The following is a 26,261-nucleotide window of genomic DNA, read 5'->3' as shown; positions in this document are numbered from 1 at the left end:
ATCAGCAAAGAAGCCAGTGACCTAATACGAGCCTGGTCGAGAGGCCCCAACCGCTGCGCGAAAGCCAAGGGCTATACAGTCCTGTCCGGCTTCCCAGCTGATCGCTCCTTCCCCACCACCATCAAGAAGCGATGGCATCATTAACCATGGCACAGGTCTGCAAGGGCCGAGAACCTGACGTCGTGATCGGTATCGACACCCACAAAGACATTCACGTGGCCGTCGCACTTCCCCCCAATGGCGGCAGGCTCGGAGAGCACCGTATCCCCTCTACTCGCAAGGGATACGACGATCTGATCGTCTGGACCGAGGAGTTTGGCTCCAACTCCGTCTACGCGATTGAAGGTACAAGCTCCTAAGGGGCCGGTCTGACCCGCGAGCTTCTGGATGCGGGTTTCCCCGTCGTCGAAGTGAACCGAACGGATCGATCTATTAGGAGTTTGCGGAAAAACTGCCTGAAAGGCCGCGTTTTTCCCTCCAGAGAGCTGATTGTGCTCCGTTCGGGCTGAAATGATGCGTTTCAGCGGTTCAGAACGCCCGATTTCAGGCGTTTTGCCCCGTTGGGGCTTCCTGGAGGCCGCCTCATTGGCACACCTCTGGGCAACCACCTGTTCATGCCGCCGCCATCGCCGGTTTGAGCAGGTTGCCCAGCCGGATCAGGTTGTAGGCGATTACGTGCAGGCCAAACACCGCACTCACCTTGTCGGTGCCGCGCAGTTTGAATTGGCGCAGACCGTCCCACTGTTTGATCCAACCAAACACCTTCTCGATACCGCGGCGGGCATTGATCGACTTGGCGTAGCCCTCGTGGCGCGTGGTGCGGCCATCAATGGCGGAGCCACCAGAGCGGGCGGTGTTCTGAGCGACGTGCGGCGTCACGGCGATGCGACGCATCTCGGCGACAAAGCCCTTGGTGTCGTAGTTCTTGTCGGCACCGATGGTTTTTTGGTGGGCACCGGGGATGTCAGCCGCCATCGCTTTGGCGGCATCCCGCTCCCCGGTACCCACTGCTTGGGTAACGCGGCAATCGACGATCAGGGCATGGCGGTTGTCCATGAGCACGTGGCCCCGGTAGCTGGGTTGGGCCGGGTGGGAATTGGACTTGCGGGCCAGCAAGGCGTCTGGATCGACGCTGGAGCGGTGGGTCTTGTTGCTGAGCTTGATGCCGCGGAAGTCACCCTTGGCCCGCTTCTTACCGGGCTTTGGAGCGCCAAAGCCCTCGCCAGGGCCTGACGACGGGGCGGTGGGTCCTGCTGACCATCGGTCCGCTCCAGTGAGGCATGGGACGCCCAGGCCTGCAGCAGGGTGCCATCCACTGAGAAGTGTTCGTCGCTGAGCAGCGGCTTGACCTCCGGGGCAGCCATCAGTTTCTCCAGGAAGCGCCCCATGACCTGCTCGTTCAGCAACCGCTCCCGATTTTTGGTGAATGTGGTGGGGTGCCAGATCGGATCATCCGGGCTCAGGCCCACAAACCAGCGGTACAGCAGGTTGTAGTGCAGCTGCTCCAGCAACAGCCGCTCCGAGCGAATCCCGTAGAACGCCTGCAGCAACGAGGCCAGCAGCAGCTGTTCTGGCGGCACCGAGGGCCGGCCTTCTGCGGCGTAGAGCGCGCAAAAGGTGGGATTGAGCCGATCGAGGGCCTGATCCGCCAGTTTCCGGATCCGCCGCAGCGGATGACTGGCCGGGATCCGCTCCTCAATCGACACGTAGGAGAACAGGGAGCCGCTGCGCTCCCGGTGACCTCGCATCTGGGCTGGGCGGTTAATCCATTTTCGCGCAGGCTTGGTTTTTCAGCAAACTCTTAGGCGACGGCTCGGCAAGGACGTAGACGCCAGTCTTCCGCGAAGCGGTTGCCATCGACGCGGAGGCGGCCGCAAGGTCATACCTGGCGGGTACAGCCACTGCTACACCCAAAACCGGCGCCGACCAAGTGGAGATGATCCGGATGTTCTAGCCGTTGGCTTCTGCGCAGCAGTAGCTGGCCAAAGATTCGGCCACGGAGGGCAAGACCTGTGCGATCAACCAGATCAAGGCACTCCTGGTGACGGCACCGGCGGCCCTGCGGGAGCGACTCGGAAACCTCACCCTGCGGCCTTTGATCGATGCCTGTGCCGCTCCGCGCCCTGATGTTCTTGATGGGCCCATGGCTGCGGCCAAGCTTGCACTCAGGACCCTGGCCCGCCGGATTCAATCCCTGGAGCAGGAGATTGGGGTGCTGCGCGGCGACCTCGATTCCCTCACCAAGGCTGTCTGCCCGGGGCTGCGCCAGACCTACGGCGTGGGCGTCGACAGCGCTGCTACGCTGCTCACCGCCGCCGCTGATAATCTGGAGCTATTTCGCAGCGATGCAGGGTTTGCGGCTCTCTGTGGAGTCAGTCCGCTACCAGCCAGCTCGGGAAGACGAATCGGCACCTCCTGAACCGGGGAGGCAACCGCCAAGCCAATGCGCCTCTGCATCGCATTGCCGTAGTGAGGCTCCGCTGGGATGAGCAGACCCAGGCCTACGCAGCACGGCGCACTGAGGAAGGCCTTTCAAAACCCGAAATCCTGCGCTGCCTCAAACGGTTCATTGCCCGGGAGGTTTACTGGATTCTGCTGGGCAGTCCACCGGTACGCACCAGAGGGACCTGAGAAACCCGGCGCTCAGAAGCCCAGGCTCCCGCCAAGCAGCCCGCCCGCTCCCCAGTTTCGGGCTGGCTGCTTGGCCGATCTTGATTACCCATAAGCCTCCGCAACCCTGAGATCCCGCTCCGTGCAGGGCATGCAGCAACAGACCGCATTGGCAATGCGATCAGTCATCGCAACCATCGAGAAGCGCCGGTTGAACCGGAAGCAGAAGCCGCCCAGGTAGCGCCTGGCGTACTTGTCGAAATTGAAAGCGTGGAAGGTGCCGTTGAAGCCGGTCTTGAGGTTGCCCAGCACGGTGTTGATCCAACGGAACTGCGGCAAGTCGTTTGGGTGCTTCCCACCGGTGACGATGGCGTGATGGCTGCAGCCTGCCGTGGTCACGGCACGAAAGCAGGCCAGGCCATCGGAGAGCACCTGACTGCCGGGCGCCAGATGGCGCTTGGCCCACTCAGCGATGGCCTCTGAGCTGAAGCCACTCACGGCTGTGATCCTGGCGTGAATCAGCCGGCCCGCCTCATTCAAGGAGACGGCCGCGACGATGGGGATCTTGTTCTCTGAACCCCGACCTGCCTTGCCGCCCGGCAGTTCTCCGCCGAGGTAGGAATCATCGATCTGGACTTTTCCCCGCAGCAGGTAAGCCTCCTCCCGATCAGCCATCGCCCGCAGAATCTTGTGGTGCAGCAGCCAGGCGGTGTCGTAGTTCACGCCCAGGTGGCGGCTGAGCTCCAGCGAGGAGATCCCTGTTTTGGCCTGCCCGATCATGTAAAAGGCCAGAAACCAGGTGGTCAGAGGCAATTTCGTGGCCTGCATGATCGTGCCAGCCGTGAGCGTGGCCTGATGGCCGCAGCTGCGGCACTGATAGCGCTTGAGCCTGCGGCCATAGACCAGCCCATGCTCATGGCCATTGCAGCGGGGACAGCGGAACCCACCGGGCCAGCGCGCCTTCTCCAAAGCAGCCTCACATTGCACCTCGGTGCCGTAGAGCCGCTGGAAGTCAGGCAGTGAAAGGCCTTTCTGGAACTGGATGACGTTGCGCGCCATGACTGAACTGGTATGTGCGTACCAGTCTACGGCCCAGGCTCGCGGTGCGCGGAGCGAGCTGGGTAATCAAGTGGCGGATTAAGAGCCGGTCGCTGCATCCTCTCGGCGTCGGCAAATCGGAAGGCCAGGGGGGGGTTGACATCTATACTAACATCTTCGATACAGCGGTGATGCTTCTGCCGGTGGGGCTGCAGGGAGAAGCCTGCAGCTAAGTATCGAGCGCTCCAGTGGGTGCTCCCATCGGGCGGTCTGGTCTGCAGAGCCCGGTTGATCACCTCGGCCATCTGGTCGTCGTCGTAGGTGCGGGGCCGACCTGGCCTGAGCTCGTCGTGCAGTCCCTCCAGACAGAGCACCCGGAGCGCCTGCGCCACTTACCGACGGTCATCCCCGTCAGCCCCATCCGCTTGGCGATGGCGGTGTTGGTTTCACCGGCACCGCAGGCCAACACGATCTGGGCCCGCCGCACGATCGAATGCGGCAGGGATCGGGAATGGGCAAGGGCATTAAGTTGCTGAACCTCGTCATCGCTGAGAACCAGCGGGGGCATCGGACGACCAAGCGCCACGAGGCACCTCAGTGACACGCCTGACTCTAGCTGTTATTTCCGGGACAGCACACTAGCTCAGGGATCAGCTCCCCTGCACTGCTGCCATCCAGTAGCGGCAGCAGGGAAGACGCGTCAGAATGTTGTTTGGGCATAGTTCGTCTGGTTGAGGTGGTTCTCAAACCAGGGAAACGGGCCTGCCCACCCCTTGCAACGTCAGCCGTGGAGCCGATCGCCTGAGGTGCGTGGCCCACCGCGGCTACGCCGGGGTGGGGATGCCGGGGGAAATACACCACTGTTTGGGACGCGGGCCAGATGCCTTGCTCGCCTCGCCAGCGTTTTTCAGCTCGCCGCCGAGCAGGGCGCCGACCTGCTCCTAACGGTCAAACAGAACCAGCGCCGGCTGTATCGGCAGATCGCCTCCAAGTTCCGCAGCCACCGGCACTTCCCTGTTGAGATCAGCGATGTCGAGGCCAGCCACGGCCCCCGTGCGCGCTGGACGCTGCGTGCACGCAATGCCACGGACGCCATTCGTGAGCGCTGGTCAGGCGCCAGCTGGATCATCGAGCTGGTGAGCACCGGCTGGCGTGACGGCAAGCCGTTTCATCACGTCCACTTGCATTGATCACCAGGCGCACCTCTCGGTGCGACACCACCCTGCGCACCTGCCCGAAAGCGCTGCTGCGGCTTGTGCGCCAGCGCTGGGCAATAGAAAACCAGTGGCACTGGCCCCGCGACACGCAGCTCGATGAGGACGCTCCCCGCTACGCCCAACGCAACGGTGTTCAGGTGCTGGTCTGATGGCTGTGCCACACGACATCAGCCGGATGCTCGGCTGGGTCGGCATCAGCCTTGCGGAGACGGGATTAATGAACTTTCAGTCAGCCCTGGCCGCCTACGTAGTTGACACCGGGCAAGCTTGACTACCAGCGCGGTGAGCTTACGCCTTTGGTCGGCATAGTGCGCACCTGAAAGCAGCTCCAGAAGGTGACATCTTCCTGAAACCGGGGGGATATTCCTGGAGAGCTATGAAATCGAGCCCACCAGCAACGGCGCAGAGCGTGCCCTGCGATAATCGGTTATTCAACGAAAGATTGGGTACGACGTAAAATCAGTCAGCGGTGCCATCTGCCGCAGCCGTCTGCTTACGGTCACCACCTCGATCAAGCAACAGGGGCTTGCTGCGTATATGCTCGGTTACTGATGAGCAAGGAGGGATAGGCTGATGGCCGCTGTGGAACCCCCTAAGCATTTCCTTTTTTCACAATCTTTCTATTCAGAGGAGTAATAATCATGAAAATTGCCTCAATTTGCAATACAATCCTTGATCCAACCCTGGGCTCTGGTAAAACACGCTTGGCGTGGAGTAACGGCCTCAGGGCATTGGGGCATTCCGTAAATGTCTATGAACCGACTCAGTTTTACAAAAGCTGGATTTTTGATAAAGGTAGAACACTTAAGTTTAGAATTGATGCCCTAAGATTGTACGGCCAACTCTTGGATGACAATTATGATATACTTGAGTTTTACGGTGCCGAGTTTGGAGCTTTGATCTCTAGATTGGCGAGAATTCCGAAACAGTCTAGACCATTGATTGTGCACCATACAGACGGACTAGAGTTGCTATGGGAGCGCTGCCAGAAAGATTTTTCTTTATACGATAATACTGGGTTGTTGCAGCTAATTGGACGTTCTTCAATAAGGCCAGTAATTGAATACTTTGATCGGTTGGCTTTTTCACAGGCTGATGCAGTAATCTATCAGCATGCTACCGAGGGCGATTATCTTATTGAGCACGGCTACCAACGCCTTGAAACTTGCTCTTTGGTTGAGCCTGGTGTAGATGAGATCTACCTGTCAACAAAAATTATTCCCAACAAAAAACCTCGACTAGTTTCATTGGGAACATGGACAGCAAGAAAAGATTCTGAAACAATAGTGGAGGTAGCCTCAAGGCTTCTTTCGGCAAACCCTAATTTAGAGTTCCATATTTTGGGCGCTCACACTCAGCGAGACTTTATTATCAATGTATTTCCAGATTTTGTCCGCAATCGCATCACCGTATACCCTCGGATTACAGTAGAAAAAATCTCCGAGGTTCTCGCGCATTCAAGTATTTTCCTATTGCCAAGTCTATTCGAAGGTTTTGGTATGGCGACAACAGAAGCGATGGCTTGCGGATGCTGTGTTGTTGTGACACCCACAGGCTTTGGAACTGCAATTAAAAGCGGCACAGATGGCTTTGTTTGTAATTTTAAGGATACCGACGCAATGGTTAGTCGATGCCAATCCCTGCTTTCTGATCCCAGCTTATGCTATTCGATTGCCAAGGCTGCCAAAGATCGTGTTTCCAGTCTAAGCTGGCCGTGCCAAATTCTTAAATTAGAGAAAATATATCAAGGGTGGGTCGAAGCGAAGGGCGCATCCAGGAACGGTGAAATTCACACTCCAGCGGCATAGAAATACCTGCTCGACGTCAATAAAGCCGATTGGTGTATGCTTAAAACTTGCTTTTCAGCTAAAATATTAGCTTCCCACCTCGAGCTGCTCGCCGAGTCTGGCGGCACCTGCCGGCGCCTCTGGGAGTGCCACCAAGCCAACTAGCACCCGTAGACAGCGGGCTGATCTCAGCACTTGTCTTGAGCAGGCCAGAAAAGATCCCAAGTGCCAGCTTAGGTGGGTAGAGAATCCCGCCACCTGCTGGGAGCGCCATGGAGCCCCCTACACCCAGACCTTTGGCGACATCTCTGGCCAGATCCAGAGCTGGATGGTGGTGATCTTCGCCAACCTGGCTGCCGGCCTGCCCCTGGTGGCGACCAGCAAAGCAATCTTTGCCCTGGTGGGGTGGGTTGTGGAGAATTATGGTACTGTGATTTCCCTTTCTGCTGTTTGCCTTCACCACCACCCTGCTCAACCACATCGCTCTGGAGCCAAACGCAGACCCTAAAGGGGCTCACTAGGGAACCGACACCGAGAATTGCGAGCAAAGGCACTGCAGTTTCTAAATGGTTGATCGCAACGTCCGGGTTCAGTTGAAGGGGCGTTGTCGAAGCAGGCCTTTACAACCTTCTTTGCCGTAGCGATTAGCTCTTTGGTATGTGGATTTTGAATACCTGATCGCTGGAAATATCCGGGCTAAAGTCGTAGTCGGGCCCCTCAGCCAGATTGTTTGGCGGATACCTAGGGCCGCCAGCCCAATTTGTCTTGGCTTATTTAGCCGGGCATTTCAGAGATACTTGCTTTTATCAGAAAAATTTACCGCGGCGAGCTGAAGCATATGGAGGGCAAGAATGCAATGAGCTAAGTTGTGATAGTGTTGGGAAGATCTCCTGAGCTGTTCATGCCAAATGCCTACTGATTTAGCCGCACATTCAGGACCATGAGATCAACCGAAATCCCAATATTTCTTAGCATTGTCATCGTCGCGCAAAATTATGCCGATCGAATAAAAGACGTCATCCGTCTTACCGGGACAGTTGTGTCCCAATTTGTATCTGATTACGAAATTGTCATCGTAGATAATGGGTCGACTGATTCAACATCCAATATTCTGCGAAAACTGACTGCAGAAGGCGGGGAGGCAAATTTGCAGGTTTATACCCTAGCCGGGCGTGTAGATGATTTAACGGCGCGATGGGTAGGTGTTGAAAATAGTATTGGAGACATTGTTATCTGTTTCGACCCGCGCCATGGAGATTTAGAGCAACTTGAGCCCTTGACTAGGGAGGCTGCCGATGGCAATGATATAGTATTTACAATGCGGACTTTCCCTAAAGGACGCAGAAGCTTGCCGAGGACAGTGCTGTATCGCGCTTTTGGTTCAGTTACAAAACTCTCAACCGGCCTAGATCTTGATTCGTATTCAACAAGCCTGATCGCAGTTAATAGGCGAGTCGTCAACTATCTGCTGCAGTTCTCTGATCCACAAATCAAGTTCAGAAATCTTCCTTCTACGACAGGCTTTAAGCGCACTTCATTCTTAATTCGTACCCACCGGAGCAACGCAAGCACGATTAAGTTGCGTGAAAGCCTATCTAGGGGTATACGGTTAGTCACTTCTTCGAGCGGGAGTCCAATGCGGCTTGCGACCAACCTGTCCTCAGTAGGCGCATTGGCAAGTTTAATCTATTCAATTTACGTTGTATTCATCTGGGCATTTAAGGAGGATATTGCCCCTGGCTGGGTCAGCCTCTCCATGCAACAATCTGGCATGTTTTTCCTGATCTCACTTGTATTGCTTGTATTATCAGAATACGTGCTTGAGATTTCCCGGAAGGCAAACTCAGGACCTTCTTATTACATTGCAGATGAATTCACATCTGCCAGGCTGACCAGAAAAGATCGCTTAAACGTAGAAGTTGAAGGCTCGATTTTGTCTAAAGCACAGAAATCTCTTTTCAAATCCTAGATTGCCCTAACGCAGATGGCCGCTGAAAGTGCTTGCGTCATAGGTGGAGGCTTTTATGGGGTCGTCATCGCGTTGTATCTCAAGCTTGTCAGGAGGGTTGAGATTGTCGAAATTTATGAAAGGGAGTTAATTTTACTTTCAAGGGCTTCATTTGTCAACCAAGCACGAGTTCATGGCGGTTACCACTATCCACGCAGCTTTACGACAGCCTTTCGAAGCCGGCAAAACCTTACACGATTTTGTTCAGATTGGACCGACTGCATTTATACTGATTTTCAGAAATATTATGCTCTATCCAGGCGTAATTCTAAGATCACTCCCCTTCAGTTTAGACGATTTTGTGATCAGATTGGCGCCCCGATGCAAGAAGCTGAACCTGAGATCAGCCAACTTTTCAACCCATCATTGATTGAGGCAGTTTACAAAGTTCAGGAATATGCATTTGATGCACAAAAGCTTCGAAGTTGGGCCGATTGCGAGTTGGTAAAAGCAGGAGTCATTTGTCATATTGGACACTTGGTTGTTGATCCTTCATCGGATCTAGGGAACACTGTTAGGGTTTCCACCCGTGAACGTACAGGAGCTTTAGAGAGTAGGTCTTATTCGATTGCTTTTAACTGCACCTATAGCGGTCTCTCTCAAGTTGAGGTTGACCAAGGATCTGGTCGTCTTCGCCTCAAGCATGAAATTGCAGAACTTGCTTTGATTGACCCTCCACCTGAGCTAGAGCATATCGGGGTGACAGTGATGGATGGCCCTTTTTTTTCCACCATGCCCTTTCCTGCAAAGGATTGCCACAGCCTTTCTCATGTGCGCTACACTCCCCATTCATTCTGGGTCGATCAGCACGGTCTTTCACCTTACGAAGTCCTTGGTCAGTCAGAGCTCAAGACACGCGTTGATCGTATGATCCGCGATGCGTCCCGCTATCTACCTGCACTTGCCAAATCAAGATATCGCGAGTCGCTATTTGAGGTGAAGACTGTTCTTGAAAAGAATGAGTCAGATGATGGAAGGCCCATCCTTTTTCGCGAATCCACCTTGACTTCAGGACTATATTCTGTGCTTGGTGGCAAGTTAGATAACATCTACGATATACTGGAGTCGATCGACGAGCTTCCGAGGTTGCGGTGATGAGCATGAATGCCCTAGGTCGCCGTGGTCTTATTGGCCATACTGGGTTTGTGGGTACAACGCTGAAGAAGCAGCATCGCTTTGATTCCTTCTTCCGATCCTCGGACATTGATAGCATTGCCAATCAAGATTTTGACTTGCTGGTGTGTGCTGGTGCATCAGCAAAGAAATGGTTGGCGAACCAGCAGCCCGAGGAGGATCGTGCCAAAATTGGGAAGCTGATCAGCGCTCTCTCGTCTGTGCGATGTCGCAGATTTGTCCTGATAAGTACGGTAGATGTATTTCTTGATCCGTTGGGTGTTGACGAATTTTCATCTGTGGAAACAGTCGGCCTTCATCCCTATGGCCTCAATCGTCGCGAATTAGAGGAGTTTGCTGAGCAGCAGTTCCCGTCAACTTTTATTGTTCGCCTGCCCGGCCTAGTAGGGCCTGGGCTAAGAAAGAATATTATTTATGACATCTATCATCAAAATGAAATATCGAAGGTAGATAGCCGGGGTGTCTTCCAATTTTATCCTATGGTCAACTTATGGGCTGATCTACAACGCGTAATGGCTTTAGATTTGAAACTGGTTCATCTAACTGCTGAGCCCATCAGCGTAAGCGAGGTCAGTGAGGATGGTTTTGGAATAGCCTTTGAAAATCATGCCGTGGAGTATCCACTTTCGTACGACTTCCAGACCGCATACGCTGCACAAATGGGTGGTTGCGGACGATATACCTACAGTAAACGAGAGACCCTGCAGGCAGTACGGTCTTACGCCCAAACTGAGCTAAGAGATGCCCCTGTAACTGGAGAAAATGAGTGAGAATCTCCATCTCCAACGTCGCCTGGGAAACGACTCACGATGAGCAAGTCTGCGCAATCCTTCAGCGTCATGGCATTGATGCCATCGATATTGCCCCTGGGAAATACTTCTCCGATTTCGCAGCGGTGAGACCAGAGCAGGTCGAGAGGGTAAGCAGTTGGTGGTCAGAGCGAGGTATCGAGATTATTGGCATGCAGTCGCTGCTCTACGGCACGCAAGGCTTGAATCTCTTTTCCGAGCCTGTGATTCAACAACGAATGTTGGAGCACCTTCAAGATGTTTGCAGGATTGGCGATGCCTTGAACGCCCGTCGACTGGTCTTTGGCTCGCCGCGTAATCGAGATCGTTCTGGCCTGTCAGATCAACAAGCCTTTGATAAGGCTACATCTTTTTTCAGGCGCTTGGGAGACATTGCACATCGTTATGAAGTCACTATCTGCCTTGAGCCGAATCCAGAGTGCTATGGATCAAACTTCATGACCTCCAGCGTGGACACTGCGGCGGTTGTCGAAGCAGTTGCCCATCCGTCTATTAAGATGCAATTCGACACAGGTGCTCTGTCCATTAATCGTGAGATTCCATCTACGATCTGCAGCAAATTTTGGAGTCTTATCGGTCATGTTCATGCAAGCGAACCCCAGCTGGTTCCCGTAGGTACAGGTGCAACAGACCACACAGCATCTGCTACTGCTCTACATGAGTTCCTATCTGATGCCCCTGTTACCATTGAGATGCTTACCACCAGCACCGATGATCCCATTGCTGCAGTAGAAGCTTCGGTTGAGTTCGTCGTTGCTTGTTACGGAACTAGTGCAGTAGACGATTAAATTTATGAAATGGCTTGTTCTCTTCTTTGGAATCGCATCCAATGCCTCTGCGAGCTTGTTGATCAAACTCGCTATGCAGCCTCCTTTCAGACTTCCATCCCTTAATGCTCCTTGGACAGCACTTGAAAATTGGCCCTTGCTCTTGGGCATCTTTTTGTATGGTGCAGCATTTGTTCTCTATGCGATTGCCCTAAAGTTCTTCCCACTGAACGTTGCCCACCCAACCTTGACATCCGGTGCCATCGCTTCTGTAGCTGTTCTGTCTGTGGTGGTGCTTGATGAAGCTCTGCGTCCAGCCATGGTTGCGGGCCTTGGCTTTATTGTTTTTGGCGTTATTCTGCTGACAGCAGGTGCACGCTGAAATGGTATCTAATCAATTTACCCAAGTCGAGCAGATACGAGCTAATTTTCCTCCTGATTGGGAAGTTCCTGAGTTTCGAATTGAATATTGGGATGGGAAAACGAGTGATTATTGCGTTGTTGTTCCAGTCATTAACGAAGGCGAACGAATTCGTCAATTCGTTCGGCGGCTCAAGGAGAGTAGTATTTATTCCATTGCGGATGTCATCATTGTGGATGGTGGAAGCACTGATGACTCATTAGAACAAGCCTATTTGCGCGCCCATTCCATTCGAGGTTTGCTAACGAAGATTGGTCCGGGGAAACTAAGCTCCCAGCTTCGTGTTGCCTATGCATTTTCGTTGCTGGGTGACTACGATGGGATAGTAACGATAGATGGAAACAACAAAGACGATCCACAGACGATACGTGAATTTATAAGTCTGGCACGGAAGGGGTATGATTTTATTCAGGCTTCTCGGTTTATCAAAGGTGGCCGACATCGAAATACTCCCTTTCTCAGGTACTTAGCAATCCGCTTGATACATGCTCCCCTGCTTTCAATCTGCTCCGGCTTTCATTGGACAGATACCACCCAAGGCTTCCGAGCCTATAGCCGAAAAGGCTTACTAGATCCAAGAGTTAAACCATTTAGGAGAATCTTTAAAGATTATGAGTTACTTGCCTACCTATCGTATCGAATCCCCAAGCTTGGCTTAAAATGTATCGAGACCCCTGCCAGCAGGCTATATCCAAAGGGAAAAGCTCCTACAAAGATCTCCTCGTTTAGAGGTAGCATAGGTTTAATCAGGACGCTGCTTCATGCTTGCTTTGGTAAATTTAATCCATAGTCTTTTTGCTCCGAATGCAATATTTCTCTCTGCACTCTATTTCTGGATAATTACTGATTAAAAATTCATCAACCATTGGAAATCTCACCTTCATGTCCTTGCCATGGACAAAATACTGCCAATTCTCAGTAGAATAGACAATTGCATTAGCTTTCATATCTGCAATCTCGCGTAAAATCTTTTCCTCAAATGATTTTGTCGCGTATACCGGATAAGATACCTGTATACAAGTTGGCAAGTCAGCTCCTGCGTTTATAATGCCACTGTTTGTCATGTCAAGCAAGCACTTAGAATGACTATCCCGTATTGATTTTGCTGCCCAAGCATTGCCTGGATCTGCCACTCGAGAATAGGAAACCCCTTTGTATAGATATTCTAAGGGAGTTACTATTCTTCCTTTCATAACACCTTTGGCCGCTAATGCTTGAGTCCATGTTGATTCCGCCAAAGAAAGCAAGATAATCCACAGTGAAATACTTGTCAAAAATACCCTGATTCTGTATTTCTTGCCGAGTTGTTGCAGCCACATAAATGATGATGAAAAGGATATCGCAAGTACCGGGAGAGGCATGGCTCCCCATTTGTAAGCATAATACCAGCTAAAATAGGCAACAATTGAAAATACTGATAGAGTTACTGCGATTGAAGGTTTGTCTGACGATTCTTTTCTTGTTGAATACGAATAGGCAGTAAGTATTAACGGAGCCCACATGGCCATCACTACGTGACCCATGTCTGCTCTGTTTGTCCCAATTCTTAGCATCATCAATGCACATGCGGCAATGCCCAGCCAGTACGGGGAAAGATAGCCTCTATTCTCAGATTTGTTTGAACTGATAGTGGCTGCTATCGTGGTGGCCACAAATACGATGCCCAGCAGTGAATCTCTTATTACAATTTGTCCAAACACATATCGCCATTGACTAGATATCTGGGCGAGAAAAAATAAATTATAGAAATACTCCATTGTTCCGCTTAGCTGCGCGATTGCAATAATTAAGGAGGCGCCAATCACGACTAGACTACTAGTTTTCAAATAGATTGCCTTCTTTTCGAAGTATGAGGCGCTCAAGAGTGTAGTAAGAACGGTGACAACGCCAGCGATCCCTCGTTCGAATGACCACACAACCCCAAGAGACGATATTATTACGAGGAGGACTGCAATTTTTCTACTTCTTATTGAAAGCTTCTGAGTCATAAACTCGTACAAAATCCAGCAGGTCGCAATTAGAAATAGGTCCCTAATGCCGACAAGATAAGGTGCTGCAATTGCGGCAATACTTAAGAATATAATAGTGGGCCAATTAATTTTCCCCCTCAAGATTCTTGTTAGTAATAACAGTAGTATTCCAGCTGCAAGCGCTGGAGCCACGGACTCAGTAAGGTAAATTGTTGGATAGAAGTAGTTTTCTCCGCCGGCCAGCCACCTTGCCGCAATGGCCGGAATAAAATCCCATCCTCCGTGGATAGTTAGCGGGCTGCTTGCCGGTTCGTTCCAAAGAGTGGTTGCGGCTGCGAAATACTCCCCTACATGGAATGAATCGCTAACGGGAAGCTCCACCCCAAGAAATTTTGGGATTAATGTATAAATAAGAAGCGCAAAGGGTAAATTTTTTGCTATTTCAAGTTTTCCAGTGATACCCATTTTTAACTTATGGCTTCAACCACCTTACACTATACAGGCTGTTTTTGCTCGCCTTGCTTGTCTTTCTCTGATTGCACTCTTTGATCATGCTAAGAGCTCGTCGGCCCCTGGGCGTAGACGCAGTCTTATCCGCAGCAGTAGCACCATCGAAAAATGGTTGCGTCGTATGCATGGCATTCCAACCTCTGCTGGAAAGTTGCGCTTACCGGCTGGTACAGCACCCCCCCCCCAGTTTCAGGATGCAGTGGAGCTCCTACTGCTAGCCAGAGGCCTGACGGCTAGGAGTTTGCTGAAAAAACAGCCCTTGGCGCTTGCGTTTTTCCGCAAACTCCCAGTGGAGCTCAAGTTGGCGAACAGCTAACCTTGCCGCGCTTTGTGCTTCAGTTTCCCGAGGCCGAGGTGGTGCAGCTCGTCCGGGATGGCCGCCAGCAGGAGCAGCGCGGAGCGGTGTTTGTGGAGCCGGCAGGGGAGTGGTTGGCGCGTCTGCCGTTGTGAGCCGCTGCTCAGGGTGTCCTCGGATACTGACGGTTTGTAAAGGATCTTCGCCGTTCACCCCAGCAGCAGTCCCGCCTCACTGGTGGCGCCAGCTTCGGCGCTGCGCAGGTCAAAGAGAAGGTCTTCCAGTCTGAGCTCTTCGAGAGCTTGGAGCTGGGCCCGGTCCAAGCTCCGCTCCAGGGCTCCGGTCACCTTGTCGGTAGCGGTGGTTTCGGTCTGGCCCCTGGCGCCAACCGCTTCCCCCAGTCCTATAAGCACCGCCGCCAGCGACAGCTCGCCGGGGCTGCAAGCCAGCCGGTAGCCCCCACGCCGCCCCCGTCGGGCCACCAGCACCCCCGCCCGCCGCAGCCGCAGCAGGATTTGCTCCAGCATGGGTTCCGGCAATTGCTGGGCGATCGCCAGCTCATGGGTGGAGAGCCAGCGCTCCGGTTCGGCAGCCATCTCCAGCAGGGCCTTGAGGGCATGGTTTGCCTGCTTACTGAGCATCAGGTCTGCCCCGCCAGCCGCTCCAGCACGTATTCGAGGGTGTAGCCGAATAGGGCCGGATCGGGATCCCTGGTGCCGATGTCGGCCAGCCCCAGCTCAACCCAGCGGCTGTCGATGCGGGCCTCCAGCTCCTCTGAACGCCCCAGGGGCTCGCCCCAGGGGTGGCGCTTCTCGGGCCCGATCTTGGTGGTGGCATCGACCGCCAGGCGGCCGCCCAGACCCAGCCTTTCGCTGGCGAAATCGAGCATGTCAAATGGAGTGTTTTCGAGCACAAACAAATCCCGCTGGGGATCCACCTGGGCGCTGATCGCCCAGATCACCTGGCGCGGATCACGGATGTTGATTGCCTTGTCGACCACCACCACAAACTTGGTGTAGGTGAACTGGGGAAGGGCACTCCAGAAGGCCAACGCCGCTCGCCTGGCCTGGCCCGGATAGGCCTTATCGATGGCGATCACGGCCAGCTTGTAGCTGAGCCCCTCCATCGGCAGGAAGAAATCCACGATCTCCGGGATCTGCTGGCGCAGGATTGGCGTGTAGATCCGGTTCAGGGCGATGGCCAGCATGGCGTCTTCCTTGGGGGGCCGGCCGCTGAAGGTGGTGAAGTAGATCGGATTGCGCCGCTGGGTGACGCACTGGATCCGCACCAGGGGCGAATCCTCCACGCTTCCGTAGAAGCCCATGTGGTCGCCGAAGGGGCCATCGGCCAGTTCTTCTCCCGGGGTGATCGTGCCTTCGAGCACCACCTCGCTGTGGCTGGGCACCTCCAGGTTCACCGTTTTGCACCTGGCCAGGCGCACGCCTTCACCGGCATAGAGCCCGGCAAACAGCCATTCGCTTAGCTGCACGGGGATCGGCGTGGCCGCAGCCATCACCAGCAACGGATGCACGCCGATGGCGATGGCGATCTCCAATTTTTTGCCCATGGCTGCGGCCTTGCGCAGGTGGCGGGCACCGCCGCGCACGCTCAGCCAGTGCACCGTCATGGTGTTGATGCTCTGCTGCTGCAGCCGGTACACCCCCACGTTTGGCGTGCCGGTTTCGGGGTCTTTGGTGATCACCAGCCCCAGGGTGATGATCCGGCCGCCATCTCCGGGCCAGGGGCGCAGCAGTGGCAGGGCATCGAGGTTCACCGCCTCCCCCTTAAATACCTCCTGGCGGCAGGGGGGCGTGAGATCGAGATCGGGCCGGGCCCTCAGCACATCCAGCAGCACCGAGCCAAAGCGCACCGCCTCCCGGGCCCCCTTGGGGGGACGGGGTTGCTGCAGTAGGGCAAGCCGCTCGCCCAGGGCTTCGAGCTCTTCGGGCCGCTCCATGTCCAGGCTCCAGAGCACCCGCTCCTGGGTGCCGAGCAGGTTCACCGCCACCGGCATCGATGAGCCGGTCACGTTTTCAAACAACAATCCCGGCCCGCCGGCGGCTAGCACCCGATCGGCGATCGCCGCCAGCTCCAGATCCGGATCCACCGGGGCGCTGATCCGCCGCAGGGCGCCGCGGGAATCCAGGAGCTCAATAAAGCCGCGTAGATCTCGGCGACTGCGCTGGGGGGGCGCCGTGGCTGCCATCAGGTTTGACCGGTGCTTCCTACTGTGGCGCACCCTCCCCTGGCGGTGCCGGTGCAGATCTCCTACTTCGCGACTTCAGAAACGGTTCCCGAGGTGGTGCCCCCTGCCGAGGGCGGCCCCGATGCGGCCGTCGTGATCGACGTGCTGCGCGCCACCACCACCATTGCCTTTTCCCTCGAGAGGGGGGCGGAGGCCGTTGAGGCTTTTGCCGATCTCGCCAAACTCGAAGCAGCGGCCAGTGCCTGGCCGGAGCAATCCCGTTTGCGGGCAGGGGAGCGGGGGGGGAAACGCATTGATGGCTATGACCTGGGCAATTCTCCGGTTGCGATCACGCCGGAGCTGGTTTCAGGCAAGCGAATTTTCATGAGCACCACCAACGGCACCCGCTCCTTGGCAGCGGTGAAAGCCGTGCCCCTGCTTCTCACCGCTTGCCTTCCGAATCGCACCGCCGTGGCAAGAAGCCTTTGGCAGAAGGAATGTGAAAAAGTCTGGATCGTGGGCAGTGGCTGGGAAGGGGATTATTCCCTCGAAGACAGCCTTGCTGCCGGGTCCGTGGCCGCTGCCCTGCTTGCAATCGGTGCGGCCAGCCAGAGGCCGGCCCGCATCGCCAACGATGAAATGTATGTGGCCCTGGCGGTTTGGCACCAGTGGGGCCAGGACACCGAAGGGTGTCTGCGCGCCGCCAGCCACGGCCAGCGCCTGATGGGCATTGGCAACCACGACGCCGACTTCGCCTGTTGCGCCTCGGTCGACAGCCTCCAGATCGTGCCCGTCCAGGCCGAACCCGGCGTGCTGAAGGCCAGCTGAGGCCCTGCTTGGTGGTCTGGCCGAATCGGCCATTTCCCTTACAGTTCGGCCGTTCGTTCTGGGCAATCGGTGGGCAGTTTTCTGGCGGCAGCTGTGCAGCTCACCAGCACCCCTGATCCGGATGCCAATTTTGTGGCGGCCGAAGAACAGATCGAGCTGGCCGCCCGCCGCGGTGCCGAACTGGTGGGGCTACCTGAAAACTTTGCCTTCATGGGCGAGGACAGCCGGCGCCTGGAGCTGGCCCCGGCCCTGGCGGAGCGCTGCAGCCGCTTTCTGGTGACGATGGCCCGCCGCTACCAGGTGACCCTGCTGGGCGGGGGCTTCCCGGTGCCGGCCGGAGCGGGCAAAACCTTCAACCGCGCCGAGCTGGTGGGCACCGAGGGCCAGCTGCTGGCCCGCTACGACAAGATCCACCTCTTCGATGTGGATCTGCCTGATGGCAACACCTACCGCGAATCCCTGACGGTGCAGCCCGGCAGCCAGTTGCCGCCGGTGGTGGAGGTGCCGGGCCTGGGTCGCATCGGCCTCTCGATCTGCTACGACGTGCGCTTCCCGGAGCTCTACCGCCATCTCGCCGGCGCCGGGGCGGAGGTGCTGATGGTGCCCGCCGCCTTCACTGCCTTCACCGGCAAGGACCATTGGCAGGTGCTGCTGCAGGCCAGGGCCATCGAAAACACGGCCTATGTGGTCGCTCCCGCCCAGACGGGCCTCCACTACGGCCGGCGCCAGTGCCACGGCCACTCCCTGGTGATCGACCCCTGGGGCACCGTGCTGGCTGACGCCGGGGTGGCGGTGGGATCGGCGGTGGCGCCGATCGATGCGGGCCACGGCGGCCGGGTGCGGGCCCAGATGCCCAGCCTCCAACATCGCCGCCCGGCCCTGTTCTGAACTTTTTGATGCGCTACTTCTTGATGCGCGGGTCCAGTCGAGTCAAGTCAAAACCAGCGTTCTGGGCAGCGGCCCTGACTGCCCTCGCTGTGGTTCTGGCCGATCTGCCCGCCTGGGCCTCCTCCCTGGCCGCCTGGCGGGTGACCCGGGAGGGCCAGCTGGAGCTGCGCACCGCCCTAGACGTGCGCCCCCAGGCCTTCTTTGAGGCCGGCACGGGGCTGCGGGGGCCGAGGGTCTGGGTGGATCTGCCCGGGGCCCCCTCCCGCTCCCGCACCCTCCGGGGCAGTGGTGCCCTGCGCGAGGTGCGCATCGGCCGCTCTGATGGCCTCACCACCCGCCTGGTGCTCGAATTCGCCCCGGGCACCCAGCTGGAACCCGCCGGCCTGCGCCTGGTGGGCACCGCCCGCGACCGCTGGCGCATGGAGCTCCCCGGCCTGGCCAACCAGACCGGGCCGGCCCTCGGCGAGGGCGATCTGGATGCCGTCTCCAGTGCCCCTTTGGCCCAGATTTCTTTTCCCACCTCCGGGGCGCCCCTTTCGGCCGACGGCCTGCCCGTGGTGCCCAGGGGCCGCTTCAAGGTGGTGATCGATCCCGGCCATGGCGGCCCCGATCCCGGCGCGATCGGCATTGGCGGGCTGCGGGAAACCGATGTGGTGCTGGATATCTGTCTGCAGATGGCCAGGCTGCTGCAGGCCCGGGGCGTGCAGGTGCTGATGACGCGCACCTCGGAGGTGGATGTGGACCTGCCGCCCCGGGTGAGCCTTGCCAACAGCAGCGGCGCCGACCTGTTTGTGAGCGTGCATGCCAATGCGCTGAGCATGGCCCGCCCCGATGTGAACGGCATCGAAACCTTCTATTTCGAGGGGGCAGGAGCGTCAGCCCGGCGCCTGGCGGCGGCCCTGCAGCAACAGATGCTGGCCATCTCGCCGGGCAGCCCGGATCGGGGCGTTCGCACCGGGCGCTTTTTCGTGATTCGCCGCACCGTGATGCCTTCTGCCCTGGTGGAGATGGGCTTCCTCACCGGCGCGATCGATTCCCGCCGCCTCGCCGATGCCAGCTTTCGCCGGCGCATGGCCCTGGCCCTCTCCGCCGGCGTTCTCAATGCCCTGCGGGAGAGCCGATGAGCGCCTTGGTGGGTCTTTTTGACAGCGGCCTGGGCGGGCTCACGGTGCTGCGCCGGCTGCAGGAGCGCTATCCCCACTCCTCCTGCCTATACCTGGGTGATACAGCCCGGGTGCCCTATGGCCAGCGCAGCGTGGCCGAGATCCGCGCCATCGCCGCAGAGGTGGTGGCCTGGCTGCGGCAGCAGCAGGTGGGCGTGCTGGTGATGGCCTGCAACACCTCCAATGCCCTGGCCCTAGATGTGGCCGTGGCGGGGGCCGGCGTGCCGGTGGTGGGCCTGATCGACAGCGTGGCGGCCGAGCTGGACAGCGACTGCGTCGGCGTGCTGGCCACCCCGGCCACGGCCAGCAGCGGCGCTTACCGCCGGGCGATCCATGCCTGCCACCCCCATGCCCAGGTGCTGGAGGTGGGTTGCCCGGCCTTCGTGCCCCTGATCGAAGCTGGGGATCTGCAGGATCCGGCCCTCGAAAGGGAGGCCCTTGCCTACCTGGCGCCTCTGCTGGCGGCGGGGGTCGACACCGTGGTGATGGGCTGCACCCACTACCCGATGTTGAGGTCCTTGCTGGCCGGGCTGTTGCCGCCCCACGTGCGCCTGGTCGATCCGGCGGCGTCTGCCGTGCGGCGCCTGGGGCCCCTGCTGGCCAGCATGGGCGGCATGCCCGAGGGGGAGCTCGGCGGAGTGGAGGTGCTGCCCCCTGCCCTGCGCACCCGGGTCTGCGTCAGCGGCCAGGCTGGAGCCTTTGCTGAAGCGGCCAGCCGCTGGCTGGGCTACCGGCCCGCTGTGGAGCGGGTGGATCTGCGATCGGTGGCTTGAGCCTCCTAGGATCGATTGACGGCGGAGGTGTTGTGGCAACGGTTGCAGAGCTGCTCCAGCCCGTTGAGGCTGACCTGGATGCCCTGCTGGCCGATCTGCGCAGCCTGATCGGGGCCGGTCACCCCATCCTCCAGGCCGCCGCCGAACACCTTTTTTCTGCCGGTGGCAAGCGCCTCCGCCCCGGCATCGTGCTGCTGCTCTCCCGGGCTGTGGCCAGCGATGGGGAGCTGGGCCCGCGCCACCGGCGCCTGGCCGAGATCACCGAAATGATCCACACGGCCTCCCTTGTGCACGACGACGTGGTGGATGGGGCCGCCACCCGCCGTGGGGTGGACACCGTGCACAGCCGCTTTAACCACCGGGTGGCGGTGCTGGCGGGGGATTTCCTCTTTGCCCAGGCCAGCTGGCACCTGGCCAACCTCGATGACCTCGAGGTGGTGAAGCTGCTCAGCCGGGTGATCATGGATCTGGCCGACGGGGAAGTTAAGCAGGGCCTGTTCCGCTACGACACCGGCCAGAGCTTCGAGACCTACCTCGAGAAGAGCTACTGCAAAACCGCCTCCCTGATCGCCAACAGTGCCCGGGCCGCCGGGGTGCTCTCAGCCCTGCCCGCCCCCCAGCTCAATGAGCTCTACCGCTTTGGCCGCCAGCTGGGTCTGGCCTTCCAGGTGGTGGACGACATCCTCGACTTCACCGGTGACGACGAGCAACTGGGCAAGCCAGCGGCCAGCGACCTGGCCTCCGGCTACCTCACCGCCCCAGCCCTCTATGCCCTCGAGGAGCGGCCGGCCCTAGCTGGCCTGATTGAGCGTGAATTCAGCCAGGCCGGCGACCTCGAACAGGCCCTCGAGTTGGTGCGCAGCTGTGAGGCGATCCCCCGCTCCCGGGCCCTGGCCGAGGGCTTCGCCCGGGAAGCGGGCCTTGCCCTGGGCTGGCTGCCCGTTTCGGAAGCTAGCCGCGCCCTCAAGGCCCTGCCTGATTTTGTGCTGAGCAGGCTGTTCTAATCAGGTTTTCTAGATCAAGATTTTCTAGATCACCTGAATTTCACCTGCTCCAGGCTCTGCAGGAGGGTGCACCCGGCCGGCAGTTGGGGCTTGAGCCCCACCGCTAGCTGCTGTTCAGCCGGCAGCAGCACGTGTACCAAGCAGCCGGCGGCCTTGGCCGAGCGCGCACCCGCCAGGGAATCCTCAAAGGCCCAGCAGGCGGCAGGATCGACCTCTAGGCGCCGGGCTGCCAGCAGGTAGGGATCTGGGGCTGGTTTTCCGGCGCCCAGATCAGGATCATCGCCAAGAACCCTGGTTTCCAGCAGGGCGATCCAGCCATGGGGACCGCTCTTGTGGGCGACGGCAGCGGCGCTGCTGCTGCTCACCAAGGCCGCTGGGATGGCCTGGGCGATGCAACGCTCAACCAGCATCTGGGCCCCAGGCATCGCTGGCACCTGGCGCATCAGCAGTTCGGCAATCGGTTGGCGCACCGCCAGCAGGGCCTCGCACGAAGGCGGCACCAGATCCGCCTGGGCGATCCAGCTGCGCACCTGCTCGGCGCAATCGAGGCGACGACGACCGCGCAGCGCCAACAGCTGCTCGGCAGCCAGAGTTAGACCAAAGCCAGCGGTGGCCTGCAGCCAGGCCTGGCTGTGCAGCGGTTCGGTGTCGAGCAGCAGGCCGTCGAGATCGAACAGGCAGGCGGCTGGTAAACCCATCCCACCATGTTGCTGTACCGCCCGCCAACGCGCGCTTTTAATACGTCCAATGCCCTTTTGCCTTCTGGATCGATGCCTGACGCCACGACCGGGTCAACGATCGAATCGGTGCTGCAGGAGCAGCGCCTGTTCGCTCCGCCGCCGCAGCTGGCTGCCAGCGCTCGCATCGGCTCCCTCGAGGCTTATCAGACCCTCTGCTCCCAGGCTGAAGCCGATCCCGACGGTTTCTGGGGGGATTTGGCCCGCAGCGAGCTGCACTGGTTTGAGCCCTTCCACACCGTGCTCGACTGGAGCAACCCGCCCTTCGCCAGGTGGTTTGAGGGCGGCACCACCAACCTTGCTTACAACTGCCTCGACCGGCACCTGGCGGGGCCCCGGGCCGAGAAGACGGCCCTGATCTGGGAGGGGGAACCTGGCGACAGCAGCAGCTTCACCTACCGCCAGCTCCACGCCGAGGTGGCCAAGGCGGCCAACGCCCTCAAGGCCCTGGGGGTTGGCAAGGGCGACCTGGTGGCCCTCTACATGCCGATGATTCCCGAGGCGGCGATCGCCATGCTGGCCTGCGCCCGCATCGGCGCCCCCCACTCGGTGGTGTTCGGCGGCTTCTCGGCCGATGCCCTGCGCGACCGGCTGATCGATGGGCAGGCCAAGCTCGTGATCACCGCCGACGGCAGTTTCCGCAAGGACAAGCCCGTGCCCTTGAAACCAGCCGTCGATGAGGCCTTGGCCGCCAGTGGGGGTGCACCTAGCGTGGAGCAGGTACTGGTGGTGCGGCGGCTGGCCGGCGCCGGCGGTGAGTGCGCCATGGCCGCCGGCCGCGACCAGTGGTGGCATGAGCTGGTGGACGGCCAGGGCACCGATTGCCCGCCCGAGCCCATGGCCAGCGAAGACCGCCTGTTTGTGCTCTACACCTCCGGCTCCACCGGCAAGCCCAAGGGGGTGGTGCACACCACCGCCGGCTACAACCTCTGGGCTCAGCTCACCTTCCAGTGGATCTTCGACATCCGCGAAGACGACATCCACTGGTGCACCGCCGATGTGGGCTGGATCACCGGCCACAGCTACATCGTCTACGGGCCTTTGTCGGCCGGCGCCACCACGGTGATGTACGAGGGGGCACCGCGGCCGAGCAAGCCGGGCGCCTTCTGGGAGGTGATCCAGAAGCACCGCTGCACGATCTTCTACACGGCCCCCACGGCGATCCGGGCCTTCATGAAGGGCGGCCGCGAGGTGCCCGACCAATACAACATGGGCTCACTGCGGATCCTCGGCACCGTGGGCGAGCCGATCAACCCCGAGGCCTGGATGTGGTATCTCGACGTGATCGGCGGCGACCGCTGCCCGGTGGTGGACACCTGGTGGCAGACCGAAACCGGCGGCGTGATGATCAGCCCCCTGCCGGGCGCCACCCCCACCAAGCCGGGCTCGGCCACTCTGCCCCTGCCGGGCATCGCCGCCGATGTCGTCGATCATGCAGGCAACTCCCAGCCGGCAGATGCGGGCGGCTACCTGGCCATCCGCCGCCCCTGGCCCGGCATGATGCGCACGGTGCACGGCGATCCGGAGCGCTTCCGCAAGAGCTATTGGGAGGAGATCCGCCCGGCCGATGGCTCCTGGCTCTACTTCGCCGGAGACGGTGCCCGCCGCGATGGCGATGGCTACTTCTGGGTGATGGGCCGGGTCGATGACGTGATCAACGTCTCCGGCCACCGGCTCGGCACGATGGAGATCGAGAGCGCCCTGGTGAGCCATCCGGCCGTGGCCGAGGCCGCCGTGGTGGGACGGCCAGATGAGCTCAAGGGGGAAGCCATCGTGGCCTTTGTCAGCCTGGAGGGAGGCCGCAGCGGCGATGAAGCCCTGATGGCAGAGCTGCGGGCCCATGTGGGCAAGGAGATCGGCCCGATCGCCAGGCCGGATCTGATCAGGTTTACCGATGCCCTGCCGAAAACCCGCAGCGGCAAGATCATGCGCCGAATCCTGCGGGCCCTGGCCGCGGGCCAGGAGGTGAGCGGCGACACCTCCACCCTGGAGGATCGCTCGGTGCTCGATGCCCTGCGGGTCTAGCCCGCCCAGGTGTCAATGGTGCGGGCGATCCGCTCCAGGGCCTGCTGGCGGGCCGGATCATCGGCCCATTTGCCCAGGAGGTTCTGGCGCAGCCCGGCACTGGCGGGGGCCAGGTGGTCGCCGGGCAGCTCCTGGAGCTCGCTGGCGTCATCAGGGCGGGCCTGCAATACCCCGAGCAGCCGCTTGCTCTGGTCGATCTGGTCGCGGTTGAAGCGCACCAGCAGGTTGCGGGGCTGGCGGTAGGTGAGGGCCACCTGAGTGAGGGTTTGCTCCGGCGAGGGGCTGAACTCACTGCGGAAGTTGAACTGCTGGCCCAGCTCCGCTAGCAGGGGGATGGAGCGCTCGGCCGAGAAATTGTTGAAGCTCAGGGCCACCAGGGCGCTGGATCCCCGCCCCCCATCCGGCGCCAGCAGATGGAGCTTGCAGCCCAGGCTGTGACCGAGCCGCAGCACAGCCCCCTCAGCGCCGCGCAGCTGGCGGAAGCGGCGCCAGGCCAGGTTGGCCTGGTCTTGATGGTCAAACCCTGGCACGTAGCTCCAGGCCCGCACCCGCCAACCCATGGAAGCTAGGGCTTCGAGCAGGCGCCGGTAGCTGAGCTGGGGCGAGGCGGCCAGGTAGCTGCCGCCGATGAATTCAAGGGTGCCCCGCTCGAGCGCCGTCGGTTCCAGTTCCCAGATGTCACCCCGTTGGCGCCAGCGCGTCATGGTCAGAGGGCGAGCCGTTGCAGGGCCGCCCTGGCTTCGTTGCGGTGGGCGGCTCCGTCGAGGAGGTTGTTGAAGATGTGGCGAATTACGCCCTGGCCGTCGATCACGTAGGTGACCCGGCCAGGCAGCAGGCCCAGCACGGCGGGTACGCCGAAGGCCTGGCGCAGCTGGTTGCCCTGATCCACCAGCAGGGGATAGGGGAGGTTGTGGCGGCTGGCGAAGCGCTGGTGGCTGGCGGCACCGTCACCACTGACTCCCCACACCTCGGCGCCAAGGGCCTGCAGGTCGGCGTAGCTGTCGCGGAAGGCACAGGCCTCGGCCGTGCAGCCTGGAGTTTCGTCCTTGGGATAGAAGAACAACACCAGGGATTTGCCCGCCAGTTGGTCGCTGCGGCATTGCTTGCCGTGCTGGTCCAGCAGGGCGATCAGGGGGGCCTGGTCTCCAACAGCCACAGCCACGGCCCGTATCCAACTTCACTGAGACCAGCCTAGGCCGGCAGGCCTGGCCAACGCCGGCCTGGGCTGGGAGGATTGGGGCTTAGCCGCCCAACCAAGCGTGACCTCTCCGCAGGAGGTGCAGCCCAGCCTCTGGGAGCAGGACGATCTGCCCCAGGCGCCCCCTCCTCCCTCGCCAGTTCCCGCCTCGACAGCCAGTCAGTCGCCAACCAGTCAGTCACCAACTAGTCAGTCGCCAAAGACCCTGCTGATTCTCGACACCGAGACAACGGGTCTGGAACCAGCCTCTGCCCAGTGCATCGAGGTGGGGGCCGTGCTGTTCCAGGTGCCCCAGCGGGCGGTGTTGGCCCAGGTTTCCTTCCTGCTGCCGGCCCAGGCCAATCCGGCTGAGGCCATCAACGGCATACCGGCGGCCGTCACCCGCCTGGTCCAGCCCTGGCGGGCCGGCCTGCAGCATTTCGAGGCCCTGGTGGCGGCTGCCGATGCGGTGCTGGCCCACAACGCGGGCTTTGACGCCCAGTGGTTTGGCCGGGATCCCTTGCCTGCCATCAACAAGCCCTGGATCTGCTCGATGGAGGACATCCGCTGGCCAGCGGAGCGGCAGCTGCGGGGTACCCCATCGGTGCGGGATCTGGCACTGGCCTACGGGGTGCCGGTGTGGGCGGCCCACCGGGCCCTTACCGACTGCATCTATTTGGTTCAGGTGTTCGAGCGCTGCGGCGACCTGGAGGCCCTGCTGGCGGCAGCCCTGCAGCCGCGCCTGCTGTATCGGGCCAATCTTCCCTATGCCGAACGCCACAGGGCCAAGGAGGCGGGTTTCCGCTGGAACAACCCGGTGGCCGGTGCCTGGAGCCGGCGGCTCAGCCAGCAGGAGGTCTCCGCCCTACCCTTTGCGGTGCAGCCCGTCGAGGCCGAAGCGCTGGCGGCTTAAGA

Annotated in this window: 27 protein-coding genes and 2 pseudogenes; 19 read left to right on the top strand and 10 right to left on the bottom strand. The window is 59.3% G+C overall.

Annotated elements, in window-relative coordinates; genetic code table 11:
* Positions 1-131 precede the first annotated feature (131 nt).
* On the top strand, positions 132-359 hold the full coding sequence (locus H8F27_RS01160) for an IS110 family transposase (protein WP_231596434.1): 228 nt from the start codon (positions 132-134) through the stop codon (positions 357-359).
* A 253-nt stretch (positions 360-612) separates the two neighbouring features.
* Here the strand turns inward: H8F27_RS01160 and H8F27_RS01155 are convergent.
* A pseudogene (locus tag H8F27_RS01155) lies at positions 613-1,748 on the bottom strand (IS5 family transposase).
* 293 nt (positions 1,749-2,041) lie between these two features.
* On the opposite strand from H8F27_RS01155, the gene H8F27_RS01150 reads away from it, so the two are divergent.
* A complete protein-coding gene (locus tag H8F27_RS01150; protein WP_197150489.1) occupies positions 2,042-2,419 on the top strand; it encodes a transposase in 378 nt (125 codons plus the stop codon).
* A 296-nt stretch (positions 2,420-2,715) separates the two neighbouring features.
* Here the strand turns inward: H8F27_RS01150 and H8F27_RS01145 are convergent, their stop codons facing one another.
* Genes H8F27_RS01145 through H8F27_RS18135 form a run of 3 tightly spaced genes read right to left on the bottom strand, consistent with a single transcriptional unit; the run spans position 2,716 to position 4,216 of the window.
* The gene (locus tag H8F27_RS01145; protein WP_197147974.1) at positions 2,716-3,669 is read right to left on the bottom strand and encodes an IS1595 family transposase; all 954 of its coding nucleotides are present in this window, start codon (positions 3,667-3,669) and stop codon (positions 2,716-2,718) included.
* A 26-nt stretch (positions 3,670-3,695) separates the two neighbouring features.
* Complete coding sequence (locus tag H8F27_RS18140; RefSeq protein WP_370594528.1) at positions 3,696-4,040, bottom strand: hypothetical protein; 345 nt, start codon at positions 4,038-4,040, stop codon at positions 3,696-3,698.
* Positions 3,941-4,216 (bottom strand): helix-turn-helix domain-containing protein, encoded by a 276-nt coding sequence (locus H8F27_RS18135; protein WP_370594449.1) that lies wholly within the window; start codon positions 4,214-4,216, stop codon positions 3,941-3,943. The genes H8F27_RS18140 and H8F27_RS18135 overlap by 100 nt, the downstream gene beginning before the upstream one ends.
* Positions 4,217-4,454: 238 nt before the next feature.
* On the opposite strand from H8F27_RS18135, the gene H8F27_RS01135 reads away from it, so the two are divergent.
* From H8F27_RS01135 to H8F27_RS01095, 10 genes and pseudogenes are all read left to right on the top strand, one after another.
* Positions 4,455-4,838 (top strand): hypothetical protein, encoded by a 384-nt coding sequence (locus H8F27_RS01135; protein ID WP_197150485.1) that lies wholly within the window; start codon positions 4,455-4,457, stop codon positions 4,836-4,838.
* Positions 4,835-5,014: a hypothetical protein gene (locus tag H8F27_RS01130; protein WP_197150482.1), complete on the top strand. Its 180-nt coding sequence runs from the start codon at positions 4,835-4,837 to the stop codon at positions 5,012-5,014. Before H8F27_RS01135 ends, H8F27_RS01130 begins: the two co-directional genes overlap by 4 nt.
* Positions 5,015-5,506: 492 nt before the next feature.
* Entirely contained in the window at positions 5,507-6,673 is a 1,167-nt protein-coding gene (locus H8F27_RS01125; protein WP_197150480.1) for a glycosyltransferase family 4 protein, read from the top strand.
* A 307-nt stretch (positions 6,674-6,980) separates the two neighbouring features.
* Positions 6,981-7,173: pseudogene (locus H8F27_RS17380) on the top strand (hypothetical protein).
* A gap of 419 nt (positions 7,174-7,592) precedes the next feature.
* Positions 7,593-8,621: a glycosyltransferase gene (locus tag H8F27_RS01120; RefSeq protein ID WP_197150477.1), complete on the top strand. Its 1,029-nt coding sequence runs from the start codon at positions 7,593-7,595 to the stop codon at positions 8,619-8,621.
* A 15-nt stretch (positions 8,622-8,636) separates the two neighbouring features.
* Entirely contained in the window at positions 8,637-9,755 is a 1,119-nt protein-coding gene (locus H8F27_RS01115; RefSeq protein ID WP_197150474.1) for an FAD-dependent oxidoreductase, read from the top strand.
* A gap of 5 nt (positions 9,756-9,760) precedes the next feature.
* On the top strand, positions 9,761-10,564 hold the full coding sequence (locus H8F27_RS01110) for a pyridine nucleotide transhydrogenase (RefSeq protein WP_231596433.1): 804 nt from the start codon (positions 9,761-9,763) through the stop codon (positions 10,562-10,564).
* Positions 10,561-11,391: a sugar phosphate isomerase/epimerase gene (locus H8F27_RS01105; protein ID WP_197150462.1), complete on the top strand. Its 831-nt coding sequence runs from the start codon at positions 10,561-10,563 to the stop codon at positions 11,389-11,391. Before H8F27_RS01110 ends, H8F27_RS01105 begins: the two co-directional genes overlap by 4 nt.
* Before the next feature lie 4 nt (positions 11,392-11,395).
* Positions 11,396-11,752: a hypothetical protein gene (locus H8F27_RS01100; protein WP_197150460.1), complete on the top strand. Its 357-nt coding sequence runs from the start codon at positions 11,396-11,398 to the stop codon at positions 11,750-11,752.
* Entirely contained in the window at positions 11,742-12,581 is an 840-nt protein-coding gene (locus H8F27_RS01095; RefSeq protein WP_197150459.1) for a glycosyltransferase family 2 protein, read from the top strand. The genes H8F27_RS01100 and H8F27_RS01095 overlap by 11 nt, the downstream gene beginning before the upstream one ends.
* On the opposite strand, the gene H8F27_RS01090 is transcribed toward H8F27_RS01095, so the two are convergent.
* From H8F27_RS01090 to H8F27_RS01080, 3 genes are all read right to left on the bottom strand, one after another.
* Positions 12,571-14,226, bottom strand: a complete 1,656-nt coding sequence (locus H8F27_RS01090) for a hypothetical protein (RefSeq protein ID WP_197150457.1) — start codon at positions 14,224-14,226, stop codon at positions 12,571-12,573. The genes H8F27_RS01095 and H8F27_RS01090 overlap by 11 nt on opposite strands.
* Before the next feature lie 549 nt (positions 14,227-14,775).
* Positions 14,776-15,207, bottom strand: a complete 432-nt coding sequence (locus H8F27_RS01085; RefSeq protein ID WP_197150455.1) for an Rrf2 family transcriptional regulator — start codon at positions 15,205-15,207, stop codon at positions 14,776-14,778.
* Positions 15,207-16,772, bottom strand: coding sequence for a UbiD family decarboxylase (locus tag H8F27_RS01080; RefSeq protein WP_197150452.1), 1,566 nt, complete (start codon positions 16,770-16,772; stop codon positions 15,207-15,209). Before H8F27_RS01080 ends, H8F27_RS01085 begins: the two co-directional genes overlap by 1 nt.
* Positions 16,773-16,823: 51 nt before the next feature.
* On the opposite strand from H8F27_RS01080, the gene H8F27_RS01075 reads away from it, so the two are divergent.
* The 5 genes from H8F27_RS01075 to sds all read left to right on the top strand — a co-directional run bounded on the left by H8F27_RS01075 (position 16,824) and on the right by sds (position 21,407).
* Positions 16,824-17,579: a 2-phosphosulfolactate phosphatase family protein gene (locus H8F27_RS01075; RefSeq protein WP_197153277.1), complete on the top strand. Its 756-nt coding sequence runs from the start codon at positions 16,824-16,826 to the stop codon at positions 17,577-17,579.
* 69 nt (positions 17,580-17,648) lie between these two features.
* Positions 17,649-18,467 carry a carbon-nitrogen hydrolase family protein gene (locus tag H8F27_RS01070; RefSeq protein WP_197150451.1) on the top strand — a complete coding sequence of 273 codons (819 nt, stop codon included), beginning with the start codon at positions 17,649-17,651 and terminating at the stop codon, positions 18,465-18,467.
* A gap of 8 nt (positions 18,468-18,475) precedes the next feature.
* Positions 18,476-19,591: an N-acetylmuramoyl-L-alanine amidase gene (locus H8F27_RS01065; protein WP_231596432.1), complete on the top strand. Its 1,116-nt coding sequence runs from the start codon at positions 18,476-18,478 to the stop codon at positions 19,589-19,591.
* Positions 19,588-20,403: a glutamate racemase gene (gene murI / locus H8F27_RS01060; protein ID WP_197150448.1), complete on the top strand. Its 816-nt coding sequence runs from the start codon at positions 19,588-19,590 to the stop codon at positions 20,401-20,403. Before H8F27_RS01065 ends, murI begins: the two co-directional genes overlap by 4 nt.
* Before the next feature lie 32 nt (positions 20,404-20,435).
* On the top strand, positions 20,436-21,407 hold the full coding sequence (gene sds / locus H8F27_RS01055) for a solanesyl diphosphate synthase (protein ID WP_197150445.1): 972 nt from the start codon (positions 20,436-20,438) through the stop codon (positions 21,405-21,407).
* A 29-nt stretch (positions 21,408-21,436) separates the two neighbouring features.
* Here the strand turns inward: sds and H8F27_RS01050 are convergent, their stop codons facing one another.
* The gene (locus H8F27_RS01050) at positions 21,437-22,105 is read right to left on the bottom strand and encodes an HAD family phosphatase (protein ID WP_197150442.1); all 669 of its coding nucleotides are present in this window, start codon (positions 22,103-22,105) and stop codon (positions 21,437-21,439) included.
* Between the two features lie 72 nt (positions 22,106-22,177).
* On the opposite strand from H8F27_RS01050, the gene acs reads away from it, so the two are divergent.
* The gene (gene acs, locus H8F27_RS01045; protein WP_197150440.1) at positions 22,178-24,169 is read left to right on the top strand and encodes an acetate--CoA ligase; all 1,992 of its coding nucleotides are present in this window, start codon (positions 22,178-22,180) and stop codon (positions 24,167-24,169) included.
* On the opposite strand, the gene H8F27_RS01040 is transcribed toward acs, so the two are convergent.
* On the bottom strand, positions 24,166-24,873 hold the full coding sequence (locus H8F27_RS01040) for a DUF1350 family protein (protein ID WP_197150438.1): 708 nt from the start codon (positions 24,871-24,873) through the stop codon (positions 24,166-24,168). The genes acs and H8F27_RS01040 overlap by 4 nt on opposite strands.
* A 2-nt stretch (positions 24,874-24,875) precedes the next feature.
* A complete protein-coding gene (locus H8F27_RS01035; RefSeq protein WP_197150436.1) occupies positions 24,876-25,331 on the bottom strand; it encodes a peroxiredoxin in 456 nt (151 codons plus the stop codon).
* A 97-nt stretch (positions 25,332-25,428) separates the two neighbouring features.
* On the opposite strand from H8F27_RS01035, the gene H8F27_RS01030 reads away from it, so the two are divergent.
* Complete coding sequence (locus tag H8F27_RS01030) at positions 25,429-26,259, top strand: 3'-5' exonuclease (protein WP_231596431.1); 831 nt, start codon at positions 25,429-25,431, stop codon at positions 26,257-26,259.
* Positions 26,260-26,261: the final 2 nt, after the last annotated feature.

It is taken from the genome of Synechococcus sp. CBW1108, assembly GCF_015840335.1.
Taxonomy (GTDB): Bacteria; Cyanobacteriota; Cyanobacteriia; order PCC-6307; family Cyanobiaceae; genus Cyanobium_A.
The sequence above is the reverse complement of the archived record's forward strand: the minus strand, read 5'-3'. Positions and strand labels throughout refer to the sequence as shown.